We start from the raw sequence: 21,989 nt of genomic DNA on the forward strand, positions 1-21,989 counted from the left end.
TATTTATGTTTAAACACAACTCCAATGGAAATAAAGGGGTCCTCACCATAACTATTAATACCGTGTACTTCCATTGCATCTACTGCAAATATGTCCTGATATCATATGTTTATATACAATTATTATCGAAAATTTTAGCTAAAGAGCATTCCGAATACAGATTTAATATAGATTTATCAGGGTTTAAGAGATACCTTAAAGTGCGCAACCAGCTCTTCAGTTTATCCCCTTTCCGTTGGGAATAAAAATTTCAGGCAATTTCAGGCATTACCTTTAAGAAACATGCATTTATCTATCCATCTTCCTTCGTGGAATTCTCATTAATAAGGTTTGACCTATCAAAATTATACGAAATAACAAACTAGGTTTCCAGAATTATCGAGAATCAATAGTGAAAGACAATTTGAAAATTAACAATTACACCTTCCCATATATCTTTTCCATGTCTGGATGTTCTAAATTTCCGAAATATAACTTCGGAATAATGAAAATGTTCTAAAACTCTTTCAAAATCTGAATTAAACATTTATAATTTCCTCGATTATCGGACCAATGGAAAATTGATGATATGATACTTCAGGCAGGCCTTTCAAGCATTTAAACTTGGCATAATAATTGGGACTGAAAATTAGGACTTAAAACTAAAAAAATTAAGGGTCAAATATCAAGGGTCAAAGAAGAATTGTAAAATTAAGTTAAAAACGAAACTGAAAATTAAGGTTGAAAATTTAAGATTAATAAGGAAAAACGCATGCAAGCTCATTAAATTTATTTGACTTGCTCTTAACATTTGACTTGCTCTTAACATTTGACTTGCTCTTAACTTTACACACTCTGTCTGTGTATTTACCGTACATATAATTGTCCATATAAATTCGTTCAATCCGTTACATCTGTGTTTTTATAACTTTTATACGAAGAGGGTCATTCATGATAAAAGCTCAATCATTAGACGGCTTATTCGAAAAATTACTTGACGGAAAGTCAATTTTCAAAAACAAAGAGGTTCTTCGTCCTTCTTATACACCGGACCTGTTATTACACAGGAATGAACAGATAAACAGTCTTGCAACTATTCTGGTTTCTGCTCTCAGGGGAGAGACCCCTTCGAATGTCCTGATTTATGGAAAAACAGGGACAGGAAAAACTGCAGTTACCAGATATGTGGGAAAGGAACTTGAAAGGGTAAGTGAAGATAAATCAATTTTCTGTTCTGTTGTTTATATTAACTGCGAGGTAATCGATACTCAGTACAGGCTTCTTGCAAACCTTGCCAGGCATTTCGAAGAAGAGGTCCCTATGACCGGGTGGCCCACGGACCAGGTCTTCATGAAATTCAAGGAAGCAATCGATGCAAGAGATCAGGTTATCATCATAATTCTCGACGAAATTGACAAGCTGATAAAGAAAGGCGACGATGTCCTCTATAATCTGTCAAGGATCAATACAGACCTTAGGAAAGCCAAGGTCAGCATGATCGGGGTTTCTAACGATCTCAAATTCACGGAATTTCTGGATCCCAGAGTCAAAAGTTCTCTGGGAGAGGAAGAACTGATCTTTCCACCCTATGATGCCGAACAGATCAGCGATATCCTGAAGCAAAGGGCAAAAATGGCTTATAACGACGGAGTACTGGGTGAAATGGTAATTCCGCTCTGTGCAGCTTTTGCAGCTCAGGAACACGGCGATGCCCGCCGGGCTCTTGACCTCCTGCGCGTTTCGGGAGAAATTGCAGAGAGAGAAAACCAGCCCCAGGTTCTTGAAGAACACGTCAGGCGCGCACAGGAAAAGATCGAAATTGACCGTGTTGTAGAAGTTGTAAGGACTCTTCCCACCCAGTCCAAGCTTGTACTCTACAGCATTATCCTGCTCAGGAGCCGGGGAAGAGAAGGAAAGAATGTCACAACCGGGGAGATGTATAACGTCTACCGCCAGCTCTGTTATCATATTGACGTGGATATTCTTACCCAGCGCAGGGTCACCGACCTGATGTCAGAGCTTGACATGCTGGGTATAGTAAATGCCGTAGTAGTCAGCAAGGGCCGTTACGGCAGGACAAAAGAAATTTCTTTAAGTGTGCCTGTGGAAAATACTCGCAAAGTACTTCTTGAAGATTACAGGCTCAAACCTCTGGTAGACTTCAAAACTTCCGTTTTCAACAAGATGTTCTCATAAAGTCCGGATTATCTTTCTGGTCCGGCCTTTCTGCTTTTCCTCCAATCTTTCAGGATAGCCACATTTTCAGGAAATAATATATACGATCCTGTGGTTTGTCTAGGAGCATATCATAATTCATGTGTCAGAATAGCTCGGTTCACATGCAAACATTGATCAACTCACATCTAGGTATAGATCAATATATTCAGGTTTCATATTATTCAAATTTCTACCAGAATTAATAATTCAAATTTACAATATTATAATATCGAGTTTCTATTGAGGTTTCTACCGAGATTTTTGAGTTTTCTACTCAAATTTATATCTCAGGTTTATATCTCAGGTTTACAATTCAAATAAACTCAGATTTGTAATTCAAATCCGTTCAGGCTTATAATTTAAATCCAAGGACTCAGGTTTAAAAGGTAATTTTTGATGAAGATAATAGCTTTTGTAGGCATGCCAGCTTCGGGAAAATCCGAAGCTTCCCGGATTGCTGCTGAGATGGGCATTCCTGTTATTATTATGGGTGACGTGATCAGGAAGGAAGTACTGAAGCGTGGGCTCGAGCCTAATGATTCCAATACCGGAATGGTTGCAACGGACCTTCGCAAATGTGAGGGCATGAATGCCGTTGCCAGACGCTGCGTTTCTCAGATCAGGGAAACAGGTTCGGAACTTGTAGTTGTTGATGGTGTGCGCGGGATTGCCGAAGTGGAGTGCTTCAGGCAGGAATTCGGAAAAGGTTTTGTTCTGATTTCGATTTACGCCCCCCTTGAGGTTCGCTTTTCCAGAGTCCAAAAAAGGGGCAGAAGCGATGATATGGACAGTATCGATGGGCTCCGCCAGAGAGACGAACGAGAACTCAGCTGGGGTATGGGGGAAGCTATCGAAGCTTCCAATGTGGAAATCGAAAACAACTTCGCTCTTGAGACCTTCAGAAAAGATGTTAGTGATGTTTTGAATAACTATTTGAAATCAAGCCCAGAAAAATAATATCTTAAGAAGAAATCTGACAGGTTACTTTTAAAGGTAAATAACTCAGTTGTTCAAACAAATCTGACAGGTAAATCTGACGGGTTGGTGTTCAAAAACAAACCCGAAAAACCGAAACTTTCCGGAACAATCCCATTTGAGCTTATAGTGGAGTAAATCTATGATAAATGTAAAGGTTTCAGCAGCTGTCTATCCTACGGAAGACCCTGAAAAGGTCACCAAAGCAATTTCGGTTCTCTTCACAGGCATAAAACTCCAAAAAGATCCTTTTGATGCAGTAGAATCCGAAAAAGGAGTTTTTCCTGCTTTTTGGCTTACAGGCGAGGGAGGACTTGATCTCCTGTTTACCCTGCACGGGCTTATTCGCAGGGAAACGATTATAGACAGTATTCGCAACAAGGTTTTCAGTAAAGGATTATCTGGTGAAGGGCTTTTAGTTCGTTTTTTACTGAACAAACAGGCAGCTTTTGTAGGAATTCCCAGCGCTCCAGCTGAAGAAGAGCCTCTGGGTTCCATCGAAGTTGTAATCAGGGCAGACTCTCCTGAAGAGATGGAAAGACTCTTTGAGTGGCTTTTGCCTCTCACCGAAGAAGGGGTACCGGTTGTTGAAGTGGAAATGGACTATGTTGAAAGAGATTGAAATCCCGGAATCCAGAGGAGTCCAGTTAATTGCAAATTCTAGTTAAGTATAATTTAGTTCCCGTCCCAAATTTATGTAAATCAGGATGATTTAAAAGGGACCAATCAAAATTGATGACCTACACGGGACTAATTAACAAAAACTACTAGATGGGTTAATTAGCAAAGATGCATTAGCGAAAGTGAATTCAAAGGCGAATAACAAAGGCGAATAACAAAGGCGAATAACAAAGGCGAATAACAAAGGCGAATAACAAAGAAAATTAACAGGGGTGAATTGTCATCATGCAGCTGCCTAGAATCAGTTTTTCATCGCGTGCGGTCGTTGAAGACCCTTTTAAGTGGGCATACACACTCGAAGACCACGGATATACGGGCTGGGAGATCGTACAGGAAGGATCCCAGTGCCTGAGCAGCAAAACTGTTCAGAACCTGAAGAATATTTATGAAACCACCAATCTGGAACTGACCCTGCACCTGCCTTTTTCTGATATGAACCTCGCAGGCCTGAACGACTCAATCCGTGCAGAAGTCCTCAGGCAGATGAAGAACTATCTTACCCTTGCCTCTAATTATGTCAGCCTTGCTGTGGTACATCCCGGCTATCTCTCTCCTTACGGAGCGCAGGTGCCAGATCAAGCCTACATGACAAATCTTGCTTCTATCCGGGAATTATGCGACTTTGCCGCAGATTTCGGGATCATTATAGCTGTTGAGAATATGCCCGATTTTCCGAAGATTTTTGGCAAATACCCTGACGAAATGCAGGAAATGCTCGATGCTATCGGGAGCCATAACGTGGGCTTTACCTTCGATGTAGGGCATGCCAATACTGTTGGGCTTATAGACGAGTTTCTGGACCAGCTGAATGACAGAATTTCCCATGTGCATATCCACGATAACATGGGTAAAAAAGATGAGCATCTTCCCCTCGGAGAGGGTAACATAGATTGGAAGCACGTTATGGGGAAGCTCTCAAACTATAAGGGAATCTTTGTTACCGAAATGTCTTCGGTTGAAGAAGGGATCAAAAGCCTTGAATTCTTGAGGAAGCTGTGAGTACTCAAGGCTCTGCTTTTTCAAAATAATTGTTTCACCCGAAGAACCTGTTGAAATTACTTTTTAGTTGCCTTGCAAAAGATAACATTATTTCCATTCCAGAGATCGATATCCGGCAAAACATCGTCATAACACTCGATTTTTTCAAAGCCTTCCTGTCCCAGTATTTTTTTTAGATCATCAGACTTAAAGAAGTGAGTCCAAAAACGATATACATCAAAATTGTCAGAATTATCGATCACTATGTGCTGATACAATATTACTTTGTCTTTCGGATAGTAAAAGGACTCTGAAAGAATCAGGTGTGATCTGTCTTTCCAGAAGCCACGCTCTTCCACTTCCCAGGATTTCTCAGCAACTTTCGTTTCAATGTCTTTATCGCTCAGAACATCAAAAATGAAAGTTCCGCCAGGTTTCAAAGCCCTGTAAACATTATGCAACAATTTCTTTCTTGCCTCTGGTATTAGGACACCAAAGTCAGTAAAAACCATCATTACAAGATTATATTTATTTTCTTCACGCAATTCAAGGTAATTCAGGTTTAAGTATTCTATATCCAGATTTTTCTTTATGGCTTCACTTCTGGCATATTCGATTGAATTCTTAGAGAAATCGACACCTGTTACTTTATGTCCTCTCTCCGCCATGAGCTCGGCATACAATCCGGGCCCGCATCCCAGATCAAGAATGTTCATTTTTTCCAGATTGACCGAATTTAAAATCCAGTCCACAGTACTCTTTATACTCGTTCTTCTCCGGCTTGCAAGGTCGATATCCGGGTTTAGGTGAACATCCAACAACTGCTTTGAAATGTGGTCATCTGTCCACATAACAGCATTCCCTTCTGTATAGATTTGCGGTTTTTTTGCAAATTCAATAATATCTGTAAAATTCATTAATGAGCCCTCCTTTCCAACTTCACAGACTCTCATATCTGCGATTAACCGTTAGACCCAATATCTATGATTAACCGTCAAACTCTATATCTACAATCAGCCTTCAGACGCTATATTTGCGATTAACCGTGACTCTATATCTACGATTAAACGTTAACATCTTTCAATAAAAAAGAATGGTTCAGTTGTTGTTCATCACCGAACATTTTTAGGATTCCCTGTTAATAAAGTTTCGGTGTGTTGGGAACTCCTCACGCAGACAGTATTTATCTTATCAGACAGTATTTATCTTATTTTATTCAGCTGTCATCAGGCAGTTCTTTTTCTTTGAGGTATCTGGTCCAGTCCCCATGATCAATTACCTCAGTTTCGGGCTTTTCGTCATACACGTAAATAATTCCCTTGAGTTTTTTCTCCGGGAGTTCCAGGTCCACATATTCCCTGTGGTACCCGCCAAAAAGCTCCATATAATCAATGGATTTTGCAACTTCAAGCTGCTTTTTTCCTGAAAACCTGCGCACCTCTGCGACCACGGCACCGTTTGCCGAAGGATAAACAGCAGGGTAGGGGCCAAGGGAATAGAGGGTATATCCATCGATTTTTGTAGTCCCAAGGAATTCAGACCGATTTTGAAGATCGAAACGCCGGTTATTGTAAAGCTCGTTTCTTAAGCTGCCGTAAAGTGCCATTATGAGCTCTTCACCCTCCACTCTTTCGTATGAGCGCTGCCAGCAGACATTCCTGTGGAAGACCCTGCCATAAAGAGTCCGATCTGTTTCCTGAGACATGTTTTCCCTTCTTCACACATCCTTTTTAGTCCGATCTTTTTTCCGATCTTTTAATCTGTTTTTCGATCCGACATTAGTCCGATTTTCAATCCGTTTTTTAATTCGATTTTTAATCCGAGCTCTTTTTATCTTATTTTGAAAAACCGTAACCTGCAAAGCGCTGGGTCAGGTCAAGGTTTGCGAGCAGGAAACGGTCTTCTTTACTGTAGGCAACCTTTTTGTTTCCCGAAAGTTCCAGCAAGCAGGTGGTTCCCGGTTTTGCTTCTTTTACTTCATTTCCGTCAAACAGGATTTTTTCAACGCGCACGGGTTCGGACTGCAAACCGACAAAAAGGTGGAGGACACTTGCAGGTTCTATCTTTTTCGTGAACTTTGAGATGGTACATTCCAGGGTATAGTCAGTAGTTACGATTTCCTTATCGGAAATGATGAAGCCTCTCTCTATGTCTTTTGCCTGTACATTTTTCAGGCGCATGCCAACTCTTGTGCCTGTCGGGGCGCTGTCAATATCAATATCATGGCTCTGGATAGAGCGGATTTCGATATCCCTGTCAAGCGGGAAAATTTTGGTTTTATCCTTGTCCTTTGAGATGCCCTGCTTGACAACCCCGAGTACGACACAACCTTTGCCTGTCACATTGAAAGCGTGGTCTATAAAGATCCTTGCCGGCAGGCTGTTGAGTTCTGCCTGTTCGGCTTCTATTTTCTCTGCCATCTCATTTATACTGGCTTTAAGGTCGTCTACGCCTTCAAAGGGATTCTTTGCGCTTTTGTTTGTGTTCAGGGCGATACATTCCCAGTCCTGGAGTATAGTTCCTGCAGTGATTACCTTTATTTTTGCCTTCAGTTCGTCAACTGCATACATATGGGTGCTGTCCGACTTTGTAAGGGCAATAATTCCATGTTTAAACCCGAGCAGGTCCAGGGCAATGATGCATTCTCCGGTATGGGCGTCCAGGCCCTGGGGAGGGATGCACAGGACTGCCAGGTCGGAAATATTCAGGGCCGTAATCAGGGATTTCAGGGTTTTCGGATAGCTGTGCGCATCCACAAAAACCATTTTACGGCTTTCCTTATCGTTATTGTACATGGTTATGTCGGAAGACGTTCCTTTTCTCCCGAGGTTTGCGGCAAGGGAGGTCCTTCCGCTTTTTTCTGTCCCTATAATTGCAACGTTTACCATTGTGAGTCCCCTTTTCTGAATTAATGTTTCTAAATCTATGATATTTGTGAGAGTACTTCCGGATTGTTGAGTTCGCTTTGAATGCAATGTTAGTTGAATTTAAAGATTAATTGGACTTTAACTCTTAATATTTCTGAATCTGACGACTAAAGTAGTATATAGACTTACTAAGAGTTTTAAATTGAAAGTAAGTGAGCTAGTAAGCAACCCTTTAATCATAAACTGAATTAACACCCTTAATCCTGCTATTAATACTAAAAAGCTTTACCTTCTGGAAATGTAAAATTATACATATTGGACGGAAAAAACACCAGTATAAATGTTAACCTAATTGTAAGACGAAATAATGTCAGGCAGATTGATGAGACAAAGGCAAATCAAGTATTATCTTATCGGAATTCGAAAGCATTTACAAGATCAGAAACTATCAGATCTTTCAGTACGGTCTAAGATGACCGGAGTTAGAAGTTTTTACAAAAGTTTCGATATTGAAATTCCCACTATGCAGGGGATTGGGAAAGTAAAACCGCTTCCTGTTCTTTCAGTTCCCCCCTGGCTCGCCTCATCACTATGATCTTAAAAAGTTATTTCCCAGTCCGAACCTGGGATAGGCAGCAGGCATAGCAGCAGAAACCATATCTCGCAGAACTGGAAGGATAGAAGTTATTGCAGAAATCGATTCTTAATGGCAGTTGTGTTTGTTGTTGCGGAAGCGTGAGAGCGAGTACAGTCACGCCTCCGGATATTGCGGTAGCAGATTTCAATCAATATAAGGTAATTTGAGTTGTTTTTCTTTTTTAACGGTTGTTTTATTCTAAGGACTGTCTGTATTAATTCATTATCTGAGAAGTGCAGAAGAAATGCAAAATTAACATTGGCATCCCTAGTAAATTATATTATTAGTGATAACAGAATTCGGCTCTTCGCTATTTCCGGTGGGTTGGGAATATTTGTGTAGTTATAAAGTGGTTAAGCCAAAAAGGGGAGTATCGAGCTTGAATGTGATTTTCAATTGCAAGTGCGTCTAAATTTTATATATGTTCTTTCGATATTTACTAGATGGATTTAAGTTAGCCCCTTGAAACAGCGAAGAGCCCAAAATAATTTATAATGGATCAATCATATATTATTATACACTGAATTAATATAATAGTTACATTATGTAAACGTTAAACTAGCAGAAAACTGGCACAAAATATTTAAGTCAGATTCTAGAATTCAAGTAAACCAACAATAGTTGGCTATGAAAAATATCAAAAACTAGGATATAATGAAAGAGAATCCTAGGTCTTCCAAATGCATTCTGGATGATAAAATGGTAGACTATACGCAACTATTCAATAATGATTATGCTGTTATGTTGCTTATTGATCCTGAGAGCCTGTATATCATTAATGCTAACAATGCTGCTTCTAATTATTATGGTTGGTCATGTGAAGAACTTAGGCAAAAGAAAATAAGTCAAATAGATATATTGTCTGAAATAAAAATGAAAGCAAAGCTCTCTGAAGCTAAAAAAGGGATTAAACATCACTTTACTTTTAAACATCAACTGCGGAACCATGAGATCCATGATGTTGAGATTTGTGCTATTCCAATTAACACCGAAGAAAAAACACTGCTTTGCTTCATAGTCCGTGACATAACTGAAACAAAAAAAGTGGAAGAGGAATCCCTTCTTATAGATGAATATGCTGAAAAAGATTTAGTATGTATATAGAAAAAATATCATGGCCTCTTTGAAAACGCAATCAGTGGGATAGCTGTCCACAGAATAATTTTTGACGAGGTTGGAAATCCGACAGACTATGTCTTTCTAGAAGCAAATGAAGCGTTTGAGAAAAATACTGGACTGAAAGTAACCGATATCATTGGAAAACGTGTTACTGAAATTCTTCCGGGTATTGAAGAAACATCCTTAATAGAAACATATGGAAATGTTGTGCTAACTGGCGTTCCTGTTAATTTCGAAACATCCATCAAACAATTAAATAAATATTATAGTGTTAGTTCGTATAAGATAGACAACGATTGTTTTGTTGCTATATTTCAAGACATAACTGAACGCAAGCAAGCAGAAAAAACTATTCTTGATAGAGAGGAGCAATATAGGATGCTTTTCACACAAGCACCTGTTTCGATAATCATAATTGACAAGGAAAGCGGTGAGATTATCGATGCCAATCCTAAAACCTGTGAAATGTATGGTTATTCTTCATTCGAGCAGTTAAATGCAAAAAATCTCTGCCTGAACACACCTTATTCCTTTAATGATGCACTCAGTTTGATTCATAAAGCTGCCATTGAAGGGACACAAGAATTCGAATGGCTTAGTATGAATGCAAACAATGAATATTTCTGGCAACACGTCCGATTGAGCCTTGTGACCATCAACGGTGTAGAAAGGGTTATGGCAACAACAATTGACATAACTAAACGTAAGAATGCAGAAATTGCACTAATGAATAGTGAGGGACAGCTGCGTACATTGGTAAATACTATTCCCGATATGGTTTGGCTAAAGGATGTCGAGGGAGTATATCTCAGGTGCAATACCAAATTTGAGCGTTACTTTGGTGCAAAAGAAGCGGAGATTGTTGGAAGGACCGATTATGATTTTGTTGATAAGAAACTTGCAGATTTTTTCAGACTAAAGGATATCGAGGTATTAGAAGCTGGCAAGCCTTTAATGAATGAGGAATTAATTACCTATGCTGATGATGGACATAAAGAATACATGGAAACAATTAAATGTCCTTTGTATGATTCCAGTGGAAAACTCATAGGAGTGTTGGGTGTTGGCAGAGACATTTCCGAAAGAAAGAGAGCTGGAGACAGGTTTGCAGAGGAAATTTTCAGAAGGCGTATTCTTATAGAACAGTCCAATGATGGCATAGTTGTTGTTAACGATAAAGGTGAGGTTGTTGAGGCTAACCAGAAATATGCTGATATGCTGGGCTATTCCATGGATGAAGTTCTCCAGTTACACATATGGGATTGGGACAACCAATGGACACCTGAAGAATTAATTAAAATCATAAATAGTACTGATGAGTCTGGCCTTAAATTCGAGACACGCCACCGTCGTAAGGATGGAACTTTACTCTATATCGAAGTTAGCTCAAACGGAGCTATTTTAGATGATCAGAAACTAGCTTTTTGCGTGTGCAGGGACATTACTGAAAGAAAGAGGGCTGAAGAAAATCTGAAAAAAGCGGAACAGAAATACAGGCGGGCATACAAGCTCCTGCAGGGAGTTATTGAAAGTCCCAAGGATGTTGTCATATTCGCTCTTGATAAAGATTACCGGTACATCGCCTTTAATAAAAATCATCAGATGACGATGAAAAATATATGGGGTGCAAAGATAGAGATCGATGTCAGCATGCTTAATTACATCAATAATCCTGTAGATGTGGAAAAGGAAAAAGCTAATTTTGACAAAGTGCTTGCAGGCGAAGCCTTCACTATTGTTGAAGAATACGGTGATTTCTTACTCGAAAGACGATGGAAGAAGAATGTGTACAGTCCTCTTGAGGATGACGAAGGAAATGTTATTGGACTTACGCTGTTCTTAACAGACATAACTAAAAGTAAACAGGCTGAGTTTGCTCTTCTTGAGGCTAAAGCCTTGGCTGAAGAATCAAATAAAGTAAAATCGGAGTTCATTGCAAACATGAGCCATGAGCTTCGCACACCACTCAATTCGGTTATTGGTTTTTCCCAGATCTTGAATGAGAAAATGTTTGGAGATTTAAATGAAAAACAAATGTGTTATGTCTCCAATATCCTGAAAAGTGGTAATCATCTGTTGGAATTGATCAATGATATACTCGATATTTCAAAAATAGAATCAGGCAACATGGAATATGCGCCTGAAATAATAGATCTCCAGGAAGTAATAGATGAAATCATAGTATTAATGGGCCCCCTGATCAAAGAGAAAAATCTTAATCTGGAAGTCAACGTGGAATTCGAAAAGCTAGAAATAAAAGCTGATAAATTAAAGATCAAGCAGATCATTTATAATCTTCTTAGTAACGCAATCAAATTCACACCTAAAAGCGGTAAAGTGTGGTTTGATTCTAAAATAATGAATGGCAATGTTCAGATTTCCGTATCTGATAACGGCATAGGCATTCCTCTGCAATATCAAAAAGTTATATTTGACCCATTTAAACAGATCAGCTCGTTTTCAAACCGTGCTCATGACGGAACTGGATTAGGCCTTGCAATTGCTAAACATTACGTAGAAATGCATTTAGGGGAAATACATGTTGAAAGTGAAGTTGGTAAGGGAAGCACATTCACGTTTACAATACCGATTGATTTGAGAAATGATTGACTTATCATGAACAATCTATTCTACAAGTGCCGCCTCTTTTAGACGAAGCTCAAGCATATTGTGTCCAGAATTAATTGAATTCTTCAAACTAAGGTGTACCAGGTGGTTCAGAGAATTCGCATACTACCAGAGTTTTTAGGTAACTGTCAAAGTCATGTATATAAGATTGTTGATTGAACATTCATGAAGGTCTAGTTATTGAGGATCTGCAGCTGGAGAAAAATAATTTCCGTTTTCCGGTAGTAAAAAAATATAGTCTTTCTATTTTTGAAAGCTTCTTCCGGATCTGTTCTGGATAGAAAATATCTGTTTTTCTGATTCAAAAGATTTGTTTTAAAAAGGATAGGGATGGGTTGGAATTAAGAGAAAGGGATTTCCTTTCCTGGATGGCTATTCATGAGGGAGGTTGTTCATCCACTAGTTCTTCCAACCCTTGAGCTTTCATCACTGTCAATTATACATTTGACATTTAATATAAAATAATTATCAAATTTAAAATTTGTGCATAAATTATTAATAAATGCTAAAACCTGAAAAAGAGTTACTAACCGCCCGAGTCACATTCTCAAGCGGGAAGGGTTGTTCACACAATTAAGACTTAATAACATAATAATTAATGTTATTTAAATTATTGTACATTATTTGGTATTGCTAATTAAATAGAGGTAACTCTTTATTTCTGTGTTTCATCAATAGAAGAACAGAGTACTTTAGCATTTCAAGACTCTTCGTATAACACTTTGTCTTTCGTCTCAACCTTGCCAGAAAGTGCCTCAATATGCCATTATATCCTTCAACTGTATACGTTTCTGCTTTGGATTGAGTATGAATGGTTTCAGGAATAAACTCTGCATATGCCCTCCAGTGATCAGTCATCACTTCTCCAATCTCTTTCTTCTTTAATTTTTCCCAGAGTAGTTGTCCAGTTTTCGTTCCTCTGCTACCAAAAGAGCAGTTGATGAACTTTTTCCCAACTCTATCAACAGCAATCCAGATCCAGCAATATTTTTTTTGTTACCGATGTAAGTGTGCATCTCATCCAGTTCAACAATAGATATCTCATTTTCGCTTTTTAGCTCCTCTATCTCCTGACCAAATTTCTTTATCCATTTTTGGACAGAAACATGACTTACCCCTAAAAATCGTCCTATTGAGCGAAATCCTAATCCCTCAAGATAAAGTTGCAAAGCCTGTCTCTTAACTAGAGGAGAACTAGCAGTTGATTTTAGCTCGACTGAATAGTTATATCCACAATCGTGGCATTTGTAGCGTTGACGTCCACAAACTATACCGTTTTTTGTGTGATTGGAATTTTTGCATCTTGGGCAGTTCATGCAGAAATGTAGGTTTTCATAATATATAACTATAATTAACTACCAATACCTTGTTTTTTAATGTCTCTTAATTCATCCTCTGAAAAGGCAAGCCCCTGATAATGACGCATAGAGGTTAAGGAATCGTGACCCTGCCGCAAGCATACAGTTGACTCAACAACCCCGGCAGCAATTAACTAGGACTCCAATGTTTTTCTACTTGACTTTACAGAAAGACCATAAGGATTTATGCCTGCAGATATAGCCCATCTCTGAAGGTTCTTATTCCAGGTACTTTCTAAGGGAGGTTTCCGGGCCTGCCAGAAGTCTTTAAGCATATAATTGAACATGGAAGGCAAAGGGTGAATAGTTCTTTCAAGCTGCCTCCTTTTGTGCTTCTTCTGTGCTTCCTCCGGCAGGTGGATTATATTTCTTTTTTCATTATACCAAGGTGGATTATCATAGAGCCTCAAAAGCTCTGCGTATCGTATTCCTGTAATAAGGAGTATATCGAGAGTATGGTTTTATGCTGATCTTTTGGAATAGCGGCCTTTAATGCTTCATATTCTTTAGGGGTTAGGATTCTTACATCTTTCACATAAAAATTTATGGCTTCAGAATCTTTGATATAAACTGATTGAGGATATTTTAGCCAGGTGATGGTATTTTATCCAGCTGGTATTTAACTTGGAATTGAAAACGAAAAAAATTATATTTTTTCTTATTATAAAATAAAATTTGGAAAAAAAGACATCTTTACAATATATAGAAATAGACTTATTAAATAGAATTGAGTTATAATTAATATATATAGATATCTGGATGAATAATACATAATTTGCATCCTATGATGTATCTGACCCTATTAGGAGGAAATACATGGAAAAGAATTGTTATAAGGAAAATTTTGAGAAAATTGCAGAAAGATTCTTTTTCATAGCCGAGCAGACAGGACAATTAATATTTGACGGTGATGCAATTACGGGTAAGATTGAGTGGTCAGGAGCTATCGAGGAGTTTACCGGTTACACTCAAGAGGAATTTAGTAACTTTGATCTGGGGGCATGCAAAGAACTCATACATCCTGAAGAACAAGAAAGAGTATGGAATGCATTGGAAAATTCTCTAAAGACCGGGGAAAAGTTCGGGCAAAAATTCAGGTTTAAGAGAAAAGATGGAAGTTATATTTATGTGGAAGACAACTCGATTTTCCTGAAAGATGAAAACAATCGCGTATATAGGGGCATTGGTTTATTTAAAAATGTCACAGAAAACAAGCATACCAGGGAAAAACTTGAGGTAAGTGAAGAACAACTCAAAATGAACAAAGAACAAATAGTTAAATATTTGCAGAATTTTCGAGGAATTGGATTTCAGCTGGATAACAATTTTGAGTTGGAGTTGCTACACGGAGCCACAGAGGAAATTACAGGTTACAGAAGCGACGAATTTCTTTCTGGAAAAATTAGGTTGTTACAGCTGGTGAGACCTGAAGATAAAAGTCATTTCTTTGAAAATAGAATAAAACTGAAAACTACATCTAAATCTCTAGTTGAACAAGAATACAGGATCCAGAACAGGGATGGGAACATAGTTTGGCTTTTTGAGTCTATTCAGGTTGTAAACAACATAAATCAGGAAAAAAGACTTTATCAGGGCTTTATTCAGGATATCACCGAGAGAAAAATTTCAATGGAAACCATTGAACAAGCCGAAAAGCTCCGAAAAAAGGAAATACATCACAGAATTAAAAATAATCTGCAGATAATCTCGAGCCTTCTGGACTTAGAATGCGATAAATTACTGTCTGGTACTCTTGATCAAAAAAAAATTACTGAAGCATTCCAAGAAAGTCATAATCGAATTATATCGATGTCTATCATTCATGAAGAGTTATATAACTCTAAGGATATGGAAACAATTAATTTTGCCTCTTATCTTAAGAAATTAACAAATGATCTTTTCAATTCATATAAGGTGGGAAACTCCGACATAAGCTTGCACCTGGATGTCGATGATTTCTTTTTTGAAATGGACATTGCCATTCCTTTAGGTATTATCATCAACGAACTTGTTTCTAATTCTCTAAAATATGCATTTCCAGACGGAATGAATGGTGAAATTTGCATAAAACTTCACCAAGAAGTTAATGAAAAAAATAAGGTTTTAATCAGTAGAATTGCTGAGAATGATATGCAAAATAACTCCTGCTGTCATAGGGATTTTTCATTAATTGTCGAAGACAACGGAATTGGTTTTCCTGATTCTATTGACTTCAAGAATACTGGTTCACTAGGTTTACAGTTGGTAAGTACTCTTGTTGATCAAATTGGAGGTGACATAGAACTTAAAAAAGTGTCAGGAACGAAATTTGAGATATGGTTTATGAGTTCTAAGAACTAGATGAAAGTGAGGTTAGCTAATGAAAATTAAGATGCTAAGAATCAGGTATCAGCCTGAGATTTGGAGACCCCTTGTCTTATTGTACACATGATGATATTTGATGTATAATCTGTCTATAAAAGTGGTGGTAATTGTGGAAACATCTGAACATAACACTTTGTGGGAAGGCTATTTTTCAAGCTACAGAAAAGTTGCAAGTCCTCATAGAAAGCCTAGTCTTTTTAAATGGCTATATGATAGTTACAAACGACTGTATCTTTCCTGTGTGAGTCCATCTGATGTTTACAGGCTTGCTGACTTAAAGGCTTGCTTAGCTCTAGTAGATACCGCTATCGATGATGCATGTGATAACGAGTTTCTAATAAAGATGAATGGGGGTGATAAATTCAGTTATGAGATGTTGAGTATGCTCTACAATGCAGATAGAGTTACATCTGGAGATTATATACCGTTACAGCCTGCAGCCGGCAACAATACTTATGCAAAAATAACTCTTGATATTTTTTCTGATTTACTTGGAACCCATGTAATATCCCTTCCAAGATACAATGAATTCAGGGGCGAATTTTTCCTGGCAATGCGTAATGTTGCCGGATCAATGGAGTTTTCATATCTAGTGAATAGGAATAAGGTTGCATACCCTTACTATATTGTTGTCCGGAACAAGGGTCCTTCTACAATGGTGGAGGTTCTTTCCATACTTGATTTGATGGCTTCTGAAAGCTTTGATGCCTCAGAGCTTGGAAAAGCGATAGCCCTTTTTAGAATGGCGGACGTTGTGGCAATGCTGAATAATGCAGTAAATACCTGGAAAAAGGAGATAATTGAAAGAGATTACAGTAGTCCGGTAATTTCATTAGCTCTTGAAAAAAAAATTGTCAAATTCAGCGATTTCGAGAAGGTTGACGTAAAAAATATGGAAGAAAATCTATCACCTTTACCCGAAATAATAAACGGGGAGCTAAACAGAACCATATTAGTTATGAAAGAATTCGTAGAGAATTATGAGATAAAGAGTTTTGATGCTTTGAAGTACATCGATAACTATAAGACTTATGCGTTTGAAAGTCAAAGAAAAAACGAAGAGGTTTGTCAGAGACAGATAGCATAAAGTTGTTCCACGACGGTTCTTCTTTTTTTGATAGGAGAGATCGAGAGCAGGTCCAATTCCGGCAACCTATGGCCCATAACATGAAACCCTCTTCTGGACTCATGCTTTTTTCAAGGTACTTTCTGAGATGGTCGTAAGGCGCAACCCCTGTTGCTTCTTCGGGTCTACTGCGGGACCAATGCTATGAAGAGCCTCTACGCCTGATGGTGTGAATATCAAGAATTTCCCCGCCTCCGTAACCTTTCCATGCGTATTGAATGGCTGATTTATTCATTAGCCAATTGATACCGAAAAAGGTAACATGAAAGTTAATTCTGCCGTTTTTCTGGAATTCTAGGACGGATATGTATTCTACGTGATCCGGGAGATGGTAACGCATGAAGTCAATAAATTTTTCAAGGGCTTCAAGGGTTTTCTGGTTACATTCTACAAGGGACTTATAACCGTAGGGATGGGCGGTTAAAGTGAGTTCACAGACTACATAGTGCTGGCGGATGGCTTTGTTCCAGGCATAATAGAATTTTCTACCTTGTAACTTCTTGAGATTTGTGATTTTACAGAAAATAAAACATATTGCTAAATCATGAACAAAAAAATGTTTAAGAAAGAAAACTGATTAAGAAAAAGAATATCAATCACGAAAAAGAAAATCGATCAAGAAAGAAAAAGCAGAAAAAAGAAGTAAATCAAAAATAACCGGAAACTGTTTTTATTACCAGGTAAATCCAGTCACCAGAGTTCTCCTTCCCAGATCGCCTGAGTTTTATCATTGGTGCTTTTATTGATTTTCTTGATGTTTACCAGATACTCGTTTCCTGCCGGTTGTGGGGCTTCAAAGATTGTATCTACCCCAAGTCTTTTGAGGTAATTCTCAAATTCTGTCGCGGTTTTCAGGTCCCTTACCCTGATCCTGACCTCTTCGTAGAGTCTTTCTCCGTCCTTTACACTTCTTATTGATTCTCTTAGAGGGTTCAGGATGCTTTCTCCAAGCTGTATACAGCGTTTCTTGAACTCGGTTTCGTCTTCGTCCCATTCCACAGTCTGAAAACCTTCCCGGACTATGCGGGAGAGCATATAATCCCTTCCGGCTTCGTTGTAAAACTTGAAGGCGTGCCTGAGGTCGGAGCAGTTGCTCTGGGAGGAGGTGTACTTAAGAGAGGGCAGGACCATTTCCGGGTCTTTGATGACCACGCCTTCATGCTCGGTTTTCCCCAGTTCCCGGATGATGTTTGCGATTTCTTCGGGGGCTGTTTCCAGGGGAATTTCCCCAAAGGATCGTACCTGGAAAAAGCCATATTTTTCCATCGTCTCCCGCCTTTTTGCCGTTGGTAGGGGTTTGCCTGTGTTTTTCTCCCGGATATCGAAGATGAAAAACTCCACGGACTCGACGTCATAGATTGTCTTCGGGACATATGGGTTGTCAGGGCCTACCATTTCACCGTAGAGAACAAGTTCCGGAAAAGCGTCAAAGAACTCTAGGTTAAGTTTTGCATTTGCCCTTTCTGTTGTGTAGGGGCAGATATATCCGCTCCGGGTGATTGCAAGGATCTCTCCGTCGACCTGCGCTACCCGGACATTGTACCCGTTCATTTTTTCTTCTACAGTCAGTTTACTGAGGCCGTTGAAGTGTTTTTTAAGCGTGGGGTCAAGGACCATGGCTCTCCGAATCTTCGGGAAGCCCATGATAATTTCAAAAGAGCTGCCTTTTTCATAAAGTACGGTCCCGTGCTCTATATGGGAAATTTCCTTATCGAAACGGAGCATATGCTCATGTTTGCCCCAGTTCCGGGCAAGGTACTTCTTTTCAAAAAGGTGCCGGACTCTCTCTTCCTCAAAGCCCAGGAAACCCGCCAGCCGGTTTATAAAGTCAGGGTCTATTTCCCCATTCTCCTCTTTGTGCATACTGTTTATCTGTGTTCAGGCATGAAATAAGTTAGCATTTCTTTCCTGGCTTTAGGACATACCTATTTACAAAATATCCATTCACAAAAATCGGTTTGCTTCTAAAGAATAAGCCAATATATCAAATATCTTTTTAAGTATGTGGCTACTAATTTCTTCTGTACTTGAATTTCAATTAAGTTACGAGGCTACAAAATGGCTGACGATATCGACTACGAGATTATTGGGAACGATATGCAAATCGTTGAAATTGAGCTTGATCCAGGTGAGGCTGTTCAGGCAGAAGCCGGAGCCATGGCATATATGGGACCCGGAATCCAGATGCAGACAAGTATGGGCAGTGAGGGGGGCGGACTCCTCGGAGGTCTGAAAAAGGGATTGAAAAGAGCCCTGACCGGGGAAAGTTTTTTTATTACAAACTTTATCCACAAAGGTTCCGGAAAAGGGCATGTGGCCTTTGCGGCTCCTTATCCGGGAAAGATTATCCCCCTTGATCTTTCAAAATTCGGAGGTAGTATCCTCTGCCAGAAGGATGCTTTTCTCTGCGCTGCCCGCGGTGTGGATGTGGAAGTGGCTTTTACCCGCAAAATCGGAACAGGGCTTTTCGGTGGTGAGGGTTTCATTCTTCAGAGGTTGCGGGGGAACGGCTTTGCCTTTGTCCATATCGGAGGCACGGTTGTAAGAAAGGATCTGGCTCCGGGTGAGACATACCATGTTGACACAGGCTGTGTGGCAGCTTTTACCGAAACTGTAAATTACGACATAACCTGGTCCAAGGACTTCAAAAATGCCCTCTTCGGAGGCGAAGGAATTGTCCTTGCAACCCTAACAGGCCCGGGAACCGTGTATATGCAGAGCCTGCCTTTCTCACGCCTCGCTGACAGAATCTATGCAGCTTCAACTTCCAATCAGAATAGAGGAGAACAGACCGGCATTGGTGGAAGCGATATCCTTGGCGGCCTTATTGGCGGAGACAAGTCTTTCTAAATAAAAATAACTGCCAGAAATAACTGTCAGAAATAACTGCCAGAAATAATTGCTTGAAACAACTGCTGAGTAGTAACAGGCAAAAGGAAACTGATCGCAAAAGTGAGATAATAATAAGTTGATGAAAACGAGTTAATAAGTTGATGAAAACGAGTTAATAAGTTGATGAAAACGAGTAAAAAAGGAAAGATTAAAAGATCAGGAAGGCCTGTCCCTTAAGAGTCAGGCTTTTCCCTCTCTTCTCTCTGAAGTTTATTCCTCGATTGTGTTTATAATATTCCTGCGTGCGAGGAAACCAACCAGTTCTTCCTCCAGATTGAGGACAGGAACACCTCCCAAATTTTGTTCCAGCATGGTAGTAACCGCATCTGAAAGAGGAGTGTTGGTATATACGCTGACCACGCTACGGGTCATAATGTCTCCAACAAGCAGGTTTTTGATTCTGGAGTCTTGCTGGTTGTCAGCTACCAGATCCCTGAAAGAGCGCATTGCAGAAGCAATATCTTCTTCTGCAATGATTCCTACAAGCTTTCCATTCTCAACTACAGGCAGCCTACCCACATTATTATCAAGGATCAGGCGTCTGGCGTGACTAACGCGGTCTGAGGGGTTGACAATGATCGGGTTTTTTTCCATTACCTCTCCGGCAAAGCCTGTGAAATGGTTTGTTTCCATAAATTCCTGTGGGGTCACCCAGCCCATTGCGTTTCCGTTGTTAGTGACAATGATCACGCCTCCACTTTTTTTCATAAGGGTGAGAACGTCTTTAGTGTCGGTATCTGGCAAGACCTTTACAAAGTTATCGGATACGGCTGTTGCAACATGCAAAGAGGATGCGGGTTTGCTCTGTTTCCTGCGGGTTCCGAGCTGTTCTGTCAGACCTCTCATGGTAAGTACACCGAGAACCTGGTTATCATGCACTACCAGCAGGCGTTTTGTATCTTTTTTTTCCATTAGATCAAGGGCGTGAGATATGGTGTCTGACTTATCAATCTTGTGTGGTTGTACCATTATGTCTTTAGCTTGCATGCATTTCACCTCATGCGTATCCAGAGTTTTAGTTTCAATTCTTTTCAACTTTCGTTTTTACAGACTTTTAGAATCCGTTTTTCTAAATTCCTGTTTCACATCCTTCATTTGCTTACAGCTGTCCCTTTCTGTTCTTTTTTTGCCGTATATACCTCCGTAAATACGTGCCGTTGTGAACTTATTTATGTCATGTTTGATTATTTATTGCTTTTTTAAAGGCATATAGTGAATTACTTCTTACCTTTTTAAAGACATTTTCCTCATCTTTTACTGGATTTCATTTCTAAGTCCGCATTTTAGAGCACGGATTTCATAATGTCTGTCCTGCTCAGGATTCCTACGATTTCTTCGCCATCGCTGACAGGCAGGGCAGTTATCTCTTCCTCGATCAATTTTTTTGCAGCAATGCTAATTTTTTCGTTTACATCAATGGATATTATTGGAGTAATCATTATGTCTTCCGCTGTCAAAGGCACTTCTTTTACGTATCTGTAAGTTTTCTGACCTGCAGGCGAAGATTTCCTGGTCATCTTGATGCTTTTTGTTGAAAGTTTGCCTTCATTGTCAGTTAAGAGGTTTAAGGCAAGGTTCCTCTTTGAAATAACTCCCACAGGTTTTCCCGCGTCGTCTTTTACGATCACTCTTTCGATCTCGTTTTTGTTCATTTCGTCTATCACATGGTTGATTGTGTGGTGTCTGTGAACAGAAACGACATCGTCGGTCATCAGTCTGGGGATTTTTGTATTTATTTCATCCGCGTGTTCGGCAACATAGCGCACGATATCTGTCCTGGTGACAATACCTACAATATCGTTTTTTACCACCGGAATGTCATGCACTCCGTTCTCAAGCATTAAGGCGGCTGCCTGGGAAATGGAGGCTTCGGGATAAATGGTGATTACGGATTCTGTCATCAGCAACTTGATCGGGATCTGGTCGATCGGCCTTCTCCTCCAGAGAGGTTCGGTCTGAGCCAGGCGGTTGCTGATATCTGATTTCGTAACGATCCCCACCATTTTGCCCTCATTAAGGACAAGCAACGTACTGATTCTGTGTCTTAACATCAGTTTTCTTGCACGTGACACGGGTTCATCTGTGTTTATAGCGTACACAGGTGAGCTCATGATGTCCGCCACATTCATGGAATACCTCCTTCACTTCTACAATATATAAGTATTAAC

The 21,989-nt window shown here is 39.5% G+C and carries 18 protein-coding genes; 9 read left to right on the plus strand and 9 right to left on the minus strand.

The features are described from left to right. Positions 1-930 precede the first annotated feature (930 nt). The 4 genes from MSSIT_RS00005 to MSSIT_RS00020 all read left to right on the plus strand — a co-directional run bounded on the left by MSSIT_RS00005 (position 931) and on the right by MSSIT_RS00020 (position 4,851). Complete coding sequence (locus MSSIT_RS00005; RefSeq protein WP_048168916.1) at positions 931-2,175, plus strand: ORC1-type DNA replication protein; 1,245 nt, start codon at positions 931-933, stop codon at positions 2,173-2,175. Positions 2,176-2,592: 417 nt separating this feature from the next. After that, the gene (locus MSSIT_RS00010; RefSeq protein WP_048168917.1) at positions 2,593-3,153 is read left to right on the plus strand and encodes a dephospho-CoA kinase; all 561 of its coding nucleotides are present in this window, start codon (positions 2,593-2,595) and stop codon (positions 3,151-3,153) included. Between the two features lie 160 nt (positions 3,154-3,313). Then, positions 3,314-3,793, plus strand: a complete 480-nt coding sequence (locus MSSIT_RS00015; RefSeq protein WP_048168921.1) for an RNA-binding domain-containing protein — start codon at positions 3,314-3,316, stop codon at positions 3,791-3,793. A gap of 284 nt (positions 3,794-4,077) precedes the next feature. After that, a complete protein-coding gene (locus tag MSSIT_RS00020) occupies positions 4,078-4,851 on the plus strand; it encodes a sugar phosphate isomerase/epimerase family protein (protein WP_048168925.1) in 774 nt (257 codons plus the stop codon). A gap of 56 nt (positions 4,852-4,907) precedes the next feature. Here the strand turns inward: MSSIT_RS00020 and MSSIT_RS00025 are convergent, their stop codons facing one another. The 3 genes from MSSIT_RS00025 to MSSIT_RS00035 all read right to left on the minus strand — a co-directional run bounded on the left by MSSIT_RS00025 (position 4,908) and on the right by MSSIT_RS00035 (position 7,718). Beyond that, positions 4,908-5,783, minus strand: coding sequence for a class I SAM-dependent methyltransferase (locus MSSIT_RS00025; RefSeq protein WP_082088825.1), 876 nt, complete (start codon positions 5,781-5,783; stop codon positions 4,908-4,910). A gap of 263 nt (positions 5,784-6,046) precedes the next feature. After that, entirely contained in the window at positions 6,047-6,535 is a 489-nt protein-coding gene (locus MSSIT_RS00030; protein WP_048168931.1) for a gamma-glutamylcyclotransferase family protein, read from the minus strand. Between the two features lie 130 nt (positions 6,536-6,665). Next, on the minus strand, positions 6,666-7,718 hold the full coding sequence (locus tag MSSIT_RS00035) for an elongation factor Tu (RefSeq protein ID WP_048168933.1): 1,053 nt from the start codon (positions 7,716-7,718) through the stop codon (positions 6,666-6,668). A gap of 1,315 nt (positions 7,719-9,033) precedes the next feature. Here MSSIT_RS00035 and MSSIT_RS00045 point away from each other — a divergent pair. After that, positions 9,034-9,438, plus strand: coding sequence for a PAS domain S-box protein (locus MSSIT_RS00045; RefSeq protein ID WP_048168937.1), 405 nt, complete (start codon positions 9,034-9,036; stop codon positions 9,436-9,438). A 57-nt stretch (positions 9,439-9,495) separates the two neighbouring features. Beyond that, complete coding sequence (locus MSSIT_RS20985; RefSeq protein ID WP_261789161.1) at positions 9,496-12,063, plus strand: PAS domain-containing sensor histidine kinase; 2,568 nt, start codon at positions 9,496-9,498, stop codon at positions 12,061-12,063. A 651-nt stretch (positions 12,064-12,714) separates the two neighbouring features. Here the strand turns inward: MSSIT_RS20985 and MSSIT_RS21520 are convergent. Both MSSIT_RS21520 and MSSIT_RS24400 read right to left on the minus strand, forming a co-directional pair. Then, positions 12,715-13,397 (minus strand): IS1 family transposase gene (locus MSSIT_RS21520; RefSeq protein WP_148704643.1). Its coding sequence is split into 2 segments (ribosomal slippage): positions 12,715-13,074 and positions 13,077-13,397, totalling 681 coding nucleotides; the frame shifts between segments, so codons are not numbered across the junction. 176 nt (positions 13,398-13,573) lie between these two features. Further along, positions 13,574-13,849, minus strand: coding sequence for a hypothetical protein (locus MSSIT_RS24400; RefSeq protein ID WP_052721456.1), 276 nt, complete (start codon positions 13,847-13,849; stop codon positions 13,574-13,576). Positions 13,850-14,255: 406 nt separating this feature from the next. On the opposite strand from MSSIT_RS24400, the gene MSSIT_RS00070 reads away from it, so the two are divergent. Further along, positions 14,256-15,779 (plus strand): PAS domain-containing protein, encoded by a 1,524-nt coding sequence (locus MSSIT_RS00070; protein ID WP_048168942.1) that lies wholly within the window; start codon positions 14,256-14,258, stop codon positions 15,777-15,779. 133 nt (positions 15,780-15,912) lie between these two features. Then, a complete protein-coding gene (locus tag MSSIT_RS00075) occupies positions 15,913-16,890 on the plus strand; it encodes a hypothetical protein (protein WP_148704644.1) in 978 nt (325 codons plus the stop codon). A gap of 181 nt (positions 16,891-17,071) precedes the next feature. Here the strand turns inward: MSSIT_RS00075 and MSSIT_RS25810 are convergent, their stop codons facing one another. Both MSSIT_RS25810 and MSSIT_RS00085 read right to left on the minus strand, forming a co-directional pair. After that, complete coding sequence (locus MSSIT_RS25810; protein ID WP_449288715.1) at positions 17,072-17,464, minus strand: rolling circle replication-associated protein; 393 nt, start codon at positions 17,462-17,464, stop codon at positions 17,072-17,074. Positions 17,465-17,619: 155 nt separating this feature from the next. Next, positions 17,620-18,792 carry an RNA ligase gene (locus MSSIT_RS00085; RefSeq protein ID WP_048168948.1) on the minus strand — a complete coding sequence of 391 codons (1,173 nt, stop codon included), beginning with the start codon at positions 18,790-18,792 and terminating at the stop codon, positions 17,620-17,622. A 195-nt stretch (positions 18,793-18,987) separates the two neighbouring features. Between MSSIT_RS00085 and MSSIT_RS00090 the strand changes: the two genes are divergently transcribed. Further along, the gene (locus tag MSSIT_RS00090) at positions 18,988-19,779 is read left to right on the plus strand and encodes a TIGR00266 family protein (protein WP_082088827.1); all 792 of its coding nucleotides are present in this window, start codon (positions 18,988-18,990) and stop codon (positions 19,777-19,779) included. A gap of 252 nt (positions 19,780-20,031) precedes the next feature. Here MSSIT_RS00090 and MSSIT_RS00095 read toward each other — a convergent pair whose 3' ends face one another. After that, entirely contained in the window at positions 20,032-20,808 is a 777-nt protein-coding gene (locus MSSIT_RS00095) for a CBS domain-containing protein (RefSeq protein WP_187151835.1), read from the minus strand. Between the two features lie 296 nt (positions 20,809-21,104). Next, positions 21,105-21,950 carry a CBS domain-containing protein gene (locus MSSIT_RS00100; RefSeq protein WP_048168950.1) on the minus strand — a complete coding sequence of 282 codons (846 nt, stop codon included), beginning with the start codon at positions 21,948-21,950 and terminating at the stop codon, positions 21,105-21,107. Between the last annotated feature and the right edge of the window lie 39 nt (positions 21,951-21,989).

Origin of the sequence: Methanosarcina siciliae T4/M, from assembly GCF_000970085.1 — an archaeon.
Lineage (GTDB): Archaea > Halobacteriota > Methanosarcinia > Methanosarcinales > Methanosarcinaceae > Methanosarcina > Methanosarcina siciliae.

What these genes read in the sequence shown, in the direction of transcription:
- MSSIT_RS00070 (WP_048168942.1), top strand. Translation starts at nt 14,256, where the DNA reads ATGGAAAAGAATTGTTATAAGGAAAATTTTGAGAAAATTGCAGAAAGA.
- MSSIT_RS00015 (WP_048168921.1), top strand. Translation starts at nt 3,314, where the DNA reads ATGATAAATGTAAAGGTTTCAGCAGCTGTCTATCCTACGGAAGACCCT.
- MSSIT_RS00010 (WP_048168917.1), top strand. Translation starts at nt 2,593, where the DNA reads ATGAAGATAATAGCTTTTGTAGGCATGCCAGCTTCGGGAAAATCCGAA.
- MSSIT_RS00035 (WP_048168933.1), bottom strand. Translation starts at nt 7,718, where the DNA reads ATGGTAAACGTTGCAATTATAGGGACAGAAAAAAGCGGAAGGACCTCC.
- MSSIT_RS00020 (WP_048168925.1), top strand. Translation starts at nt 4,078, where the DNA reads ATGCAGCTGCCTAGAATCAGTTTTTCATCGCGTGCGGTCGTTGAAGAC.
- MSSIT_RS00090 (WP_082088827.1), top strand. Translation starts at nt 18,988, where the DNA reads ATGGCTGACGATATCGACTACGAGATTATTGGGAACGATATGCAAATC.
- MSSIT_RS00100 (WP_048168950.1), bottom strand. Translation starts at nt 21,950, where the DNA reads ATGAATGTGGCGGACATCATGAGCTCACCTGTGTACGCTATAAACACA.
- MSSIT_RS00030 (WP_048168931.1), bottom strand. Translation starts at nt 6,535, where the DNA reads ATGTCTCAGGAAACAGATCGGACTCTTTATGGCAGGGTCTTCCACAGG.
- MSSIT_RS00085 (WP_048168948.1), bottom strand. Translation starts at nt 18,792, where the DNA reads ATGCACAAAGAGGAGAATGGGGAAATAGACCCTGACTTTATAAACCGG.
- MSSIT_RS00045 (WP_048168937.1), top strand. Translation starts at nt 9,034, where the DNA reads ATGGTAGACTATACGCAACTATTCAATAATGATTATGCTGTTATGTTG.
- MSSIT_RS00095 (WP_187151835.1), bottom strand. Translation starts at nt 20,808, where the DNA reads ATGCAAGCTAAAGACATAATGGTACAACCACACAAGATTGATAAGTCA.
- MSSIT_RS00025 (WP_082088825.1), bottom strand. Translation starts at nt 5,783, where the DNA reads ATGAGAGTCTGTGAAGTTGGAAAGGAGGGCTCATTAATGAATTTTACA.
- MSSIT_RS00005 (WP_048168916.1), top strand. Translation starts at nt 931, where the DNA reads ATGATAAAAGCTCAATCATTAGACGGCTTATTCGAAAAATTACTTGAC.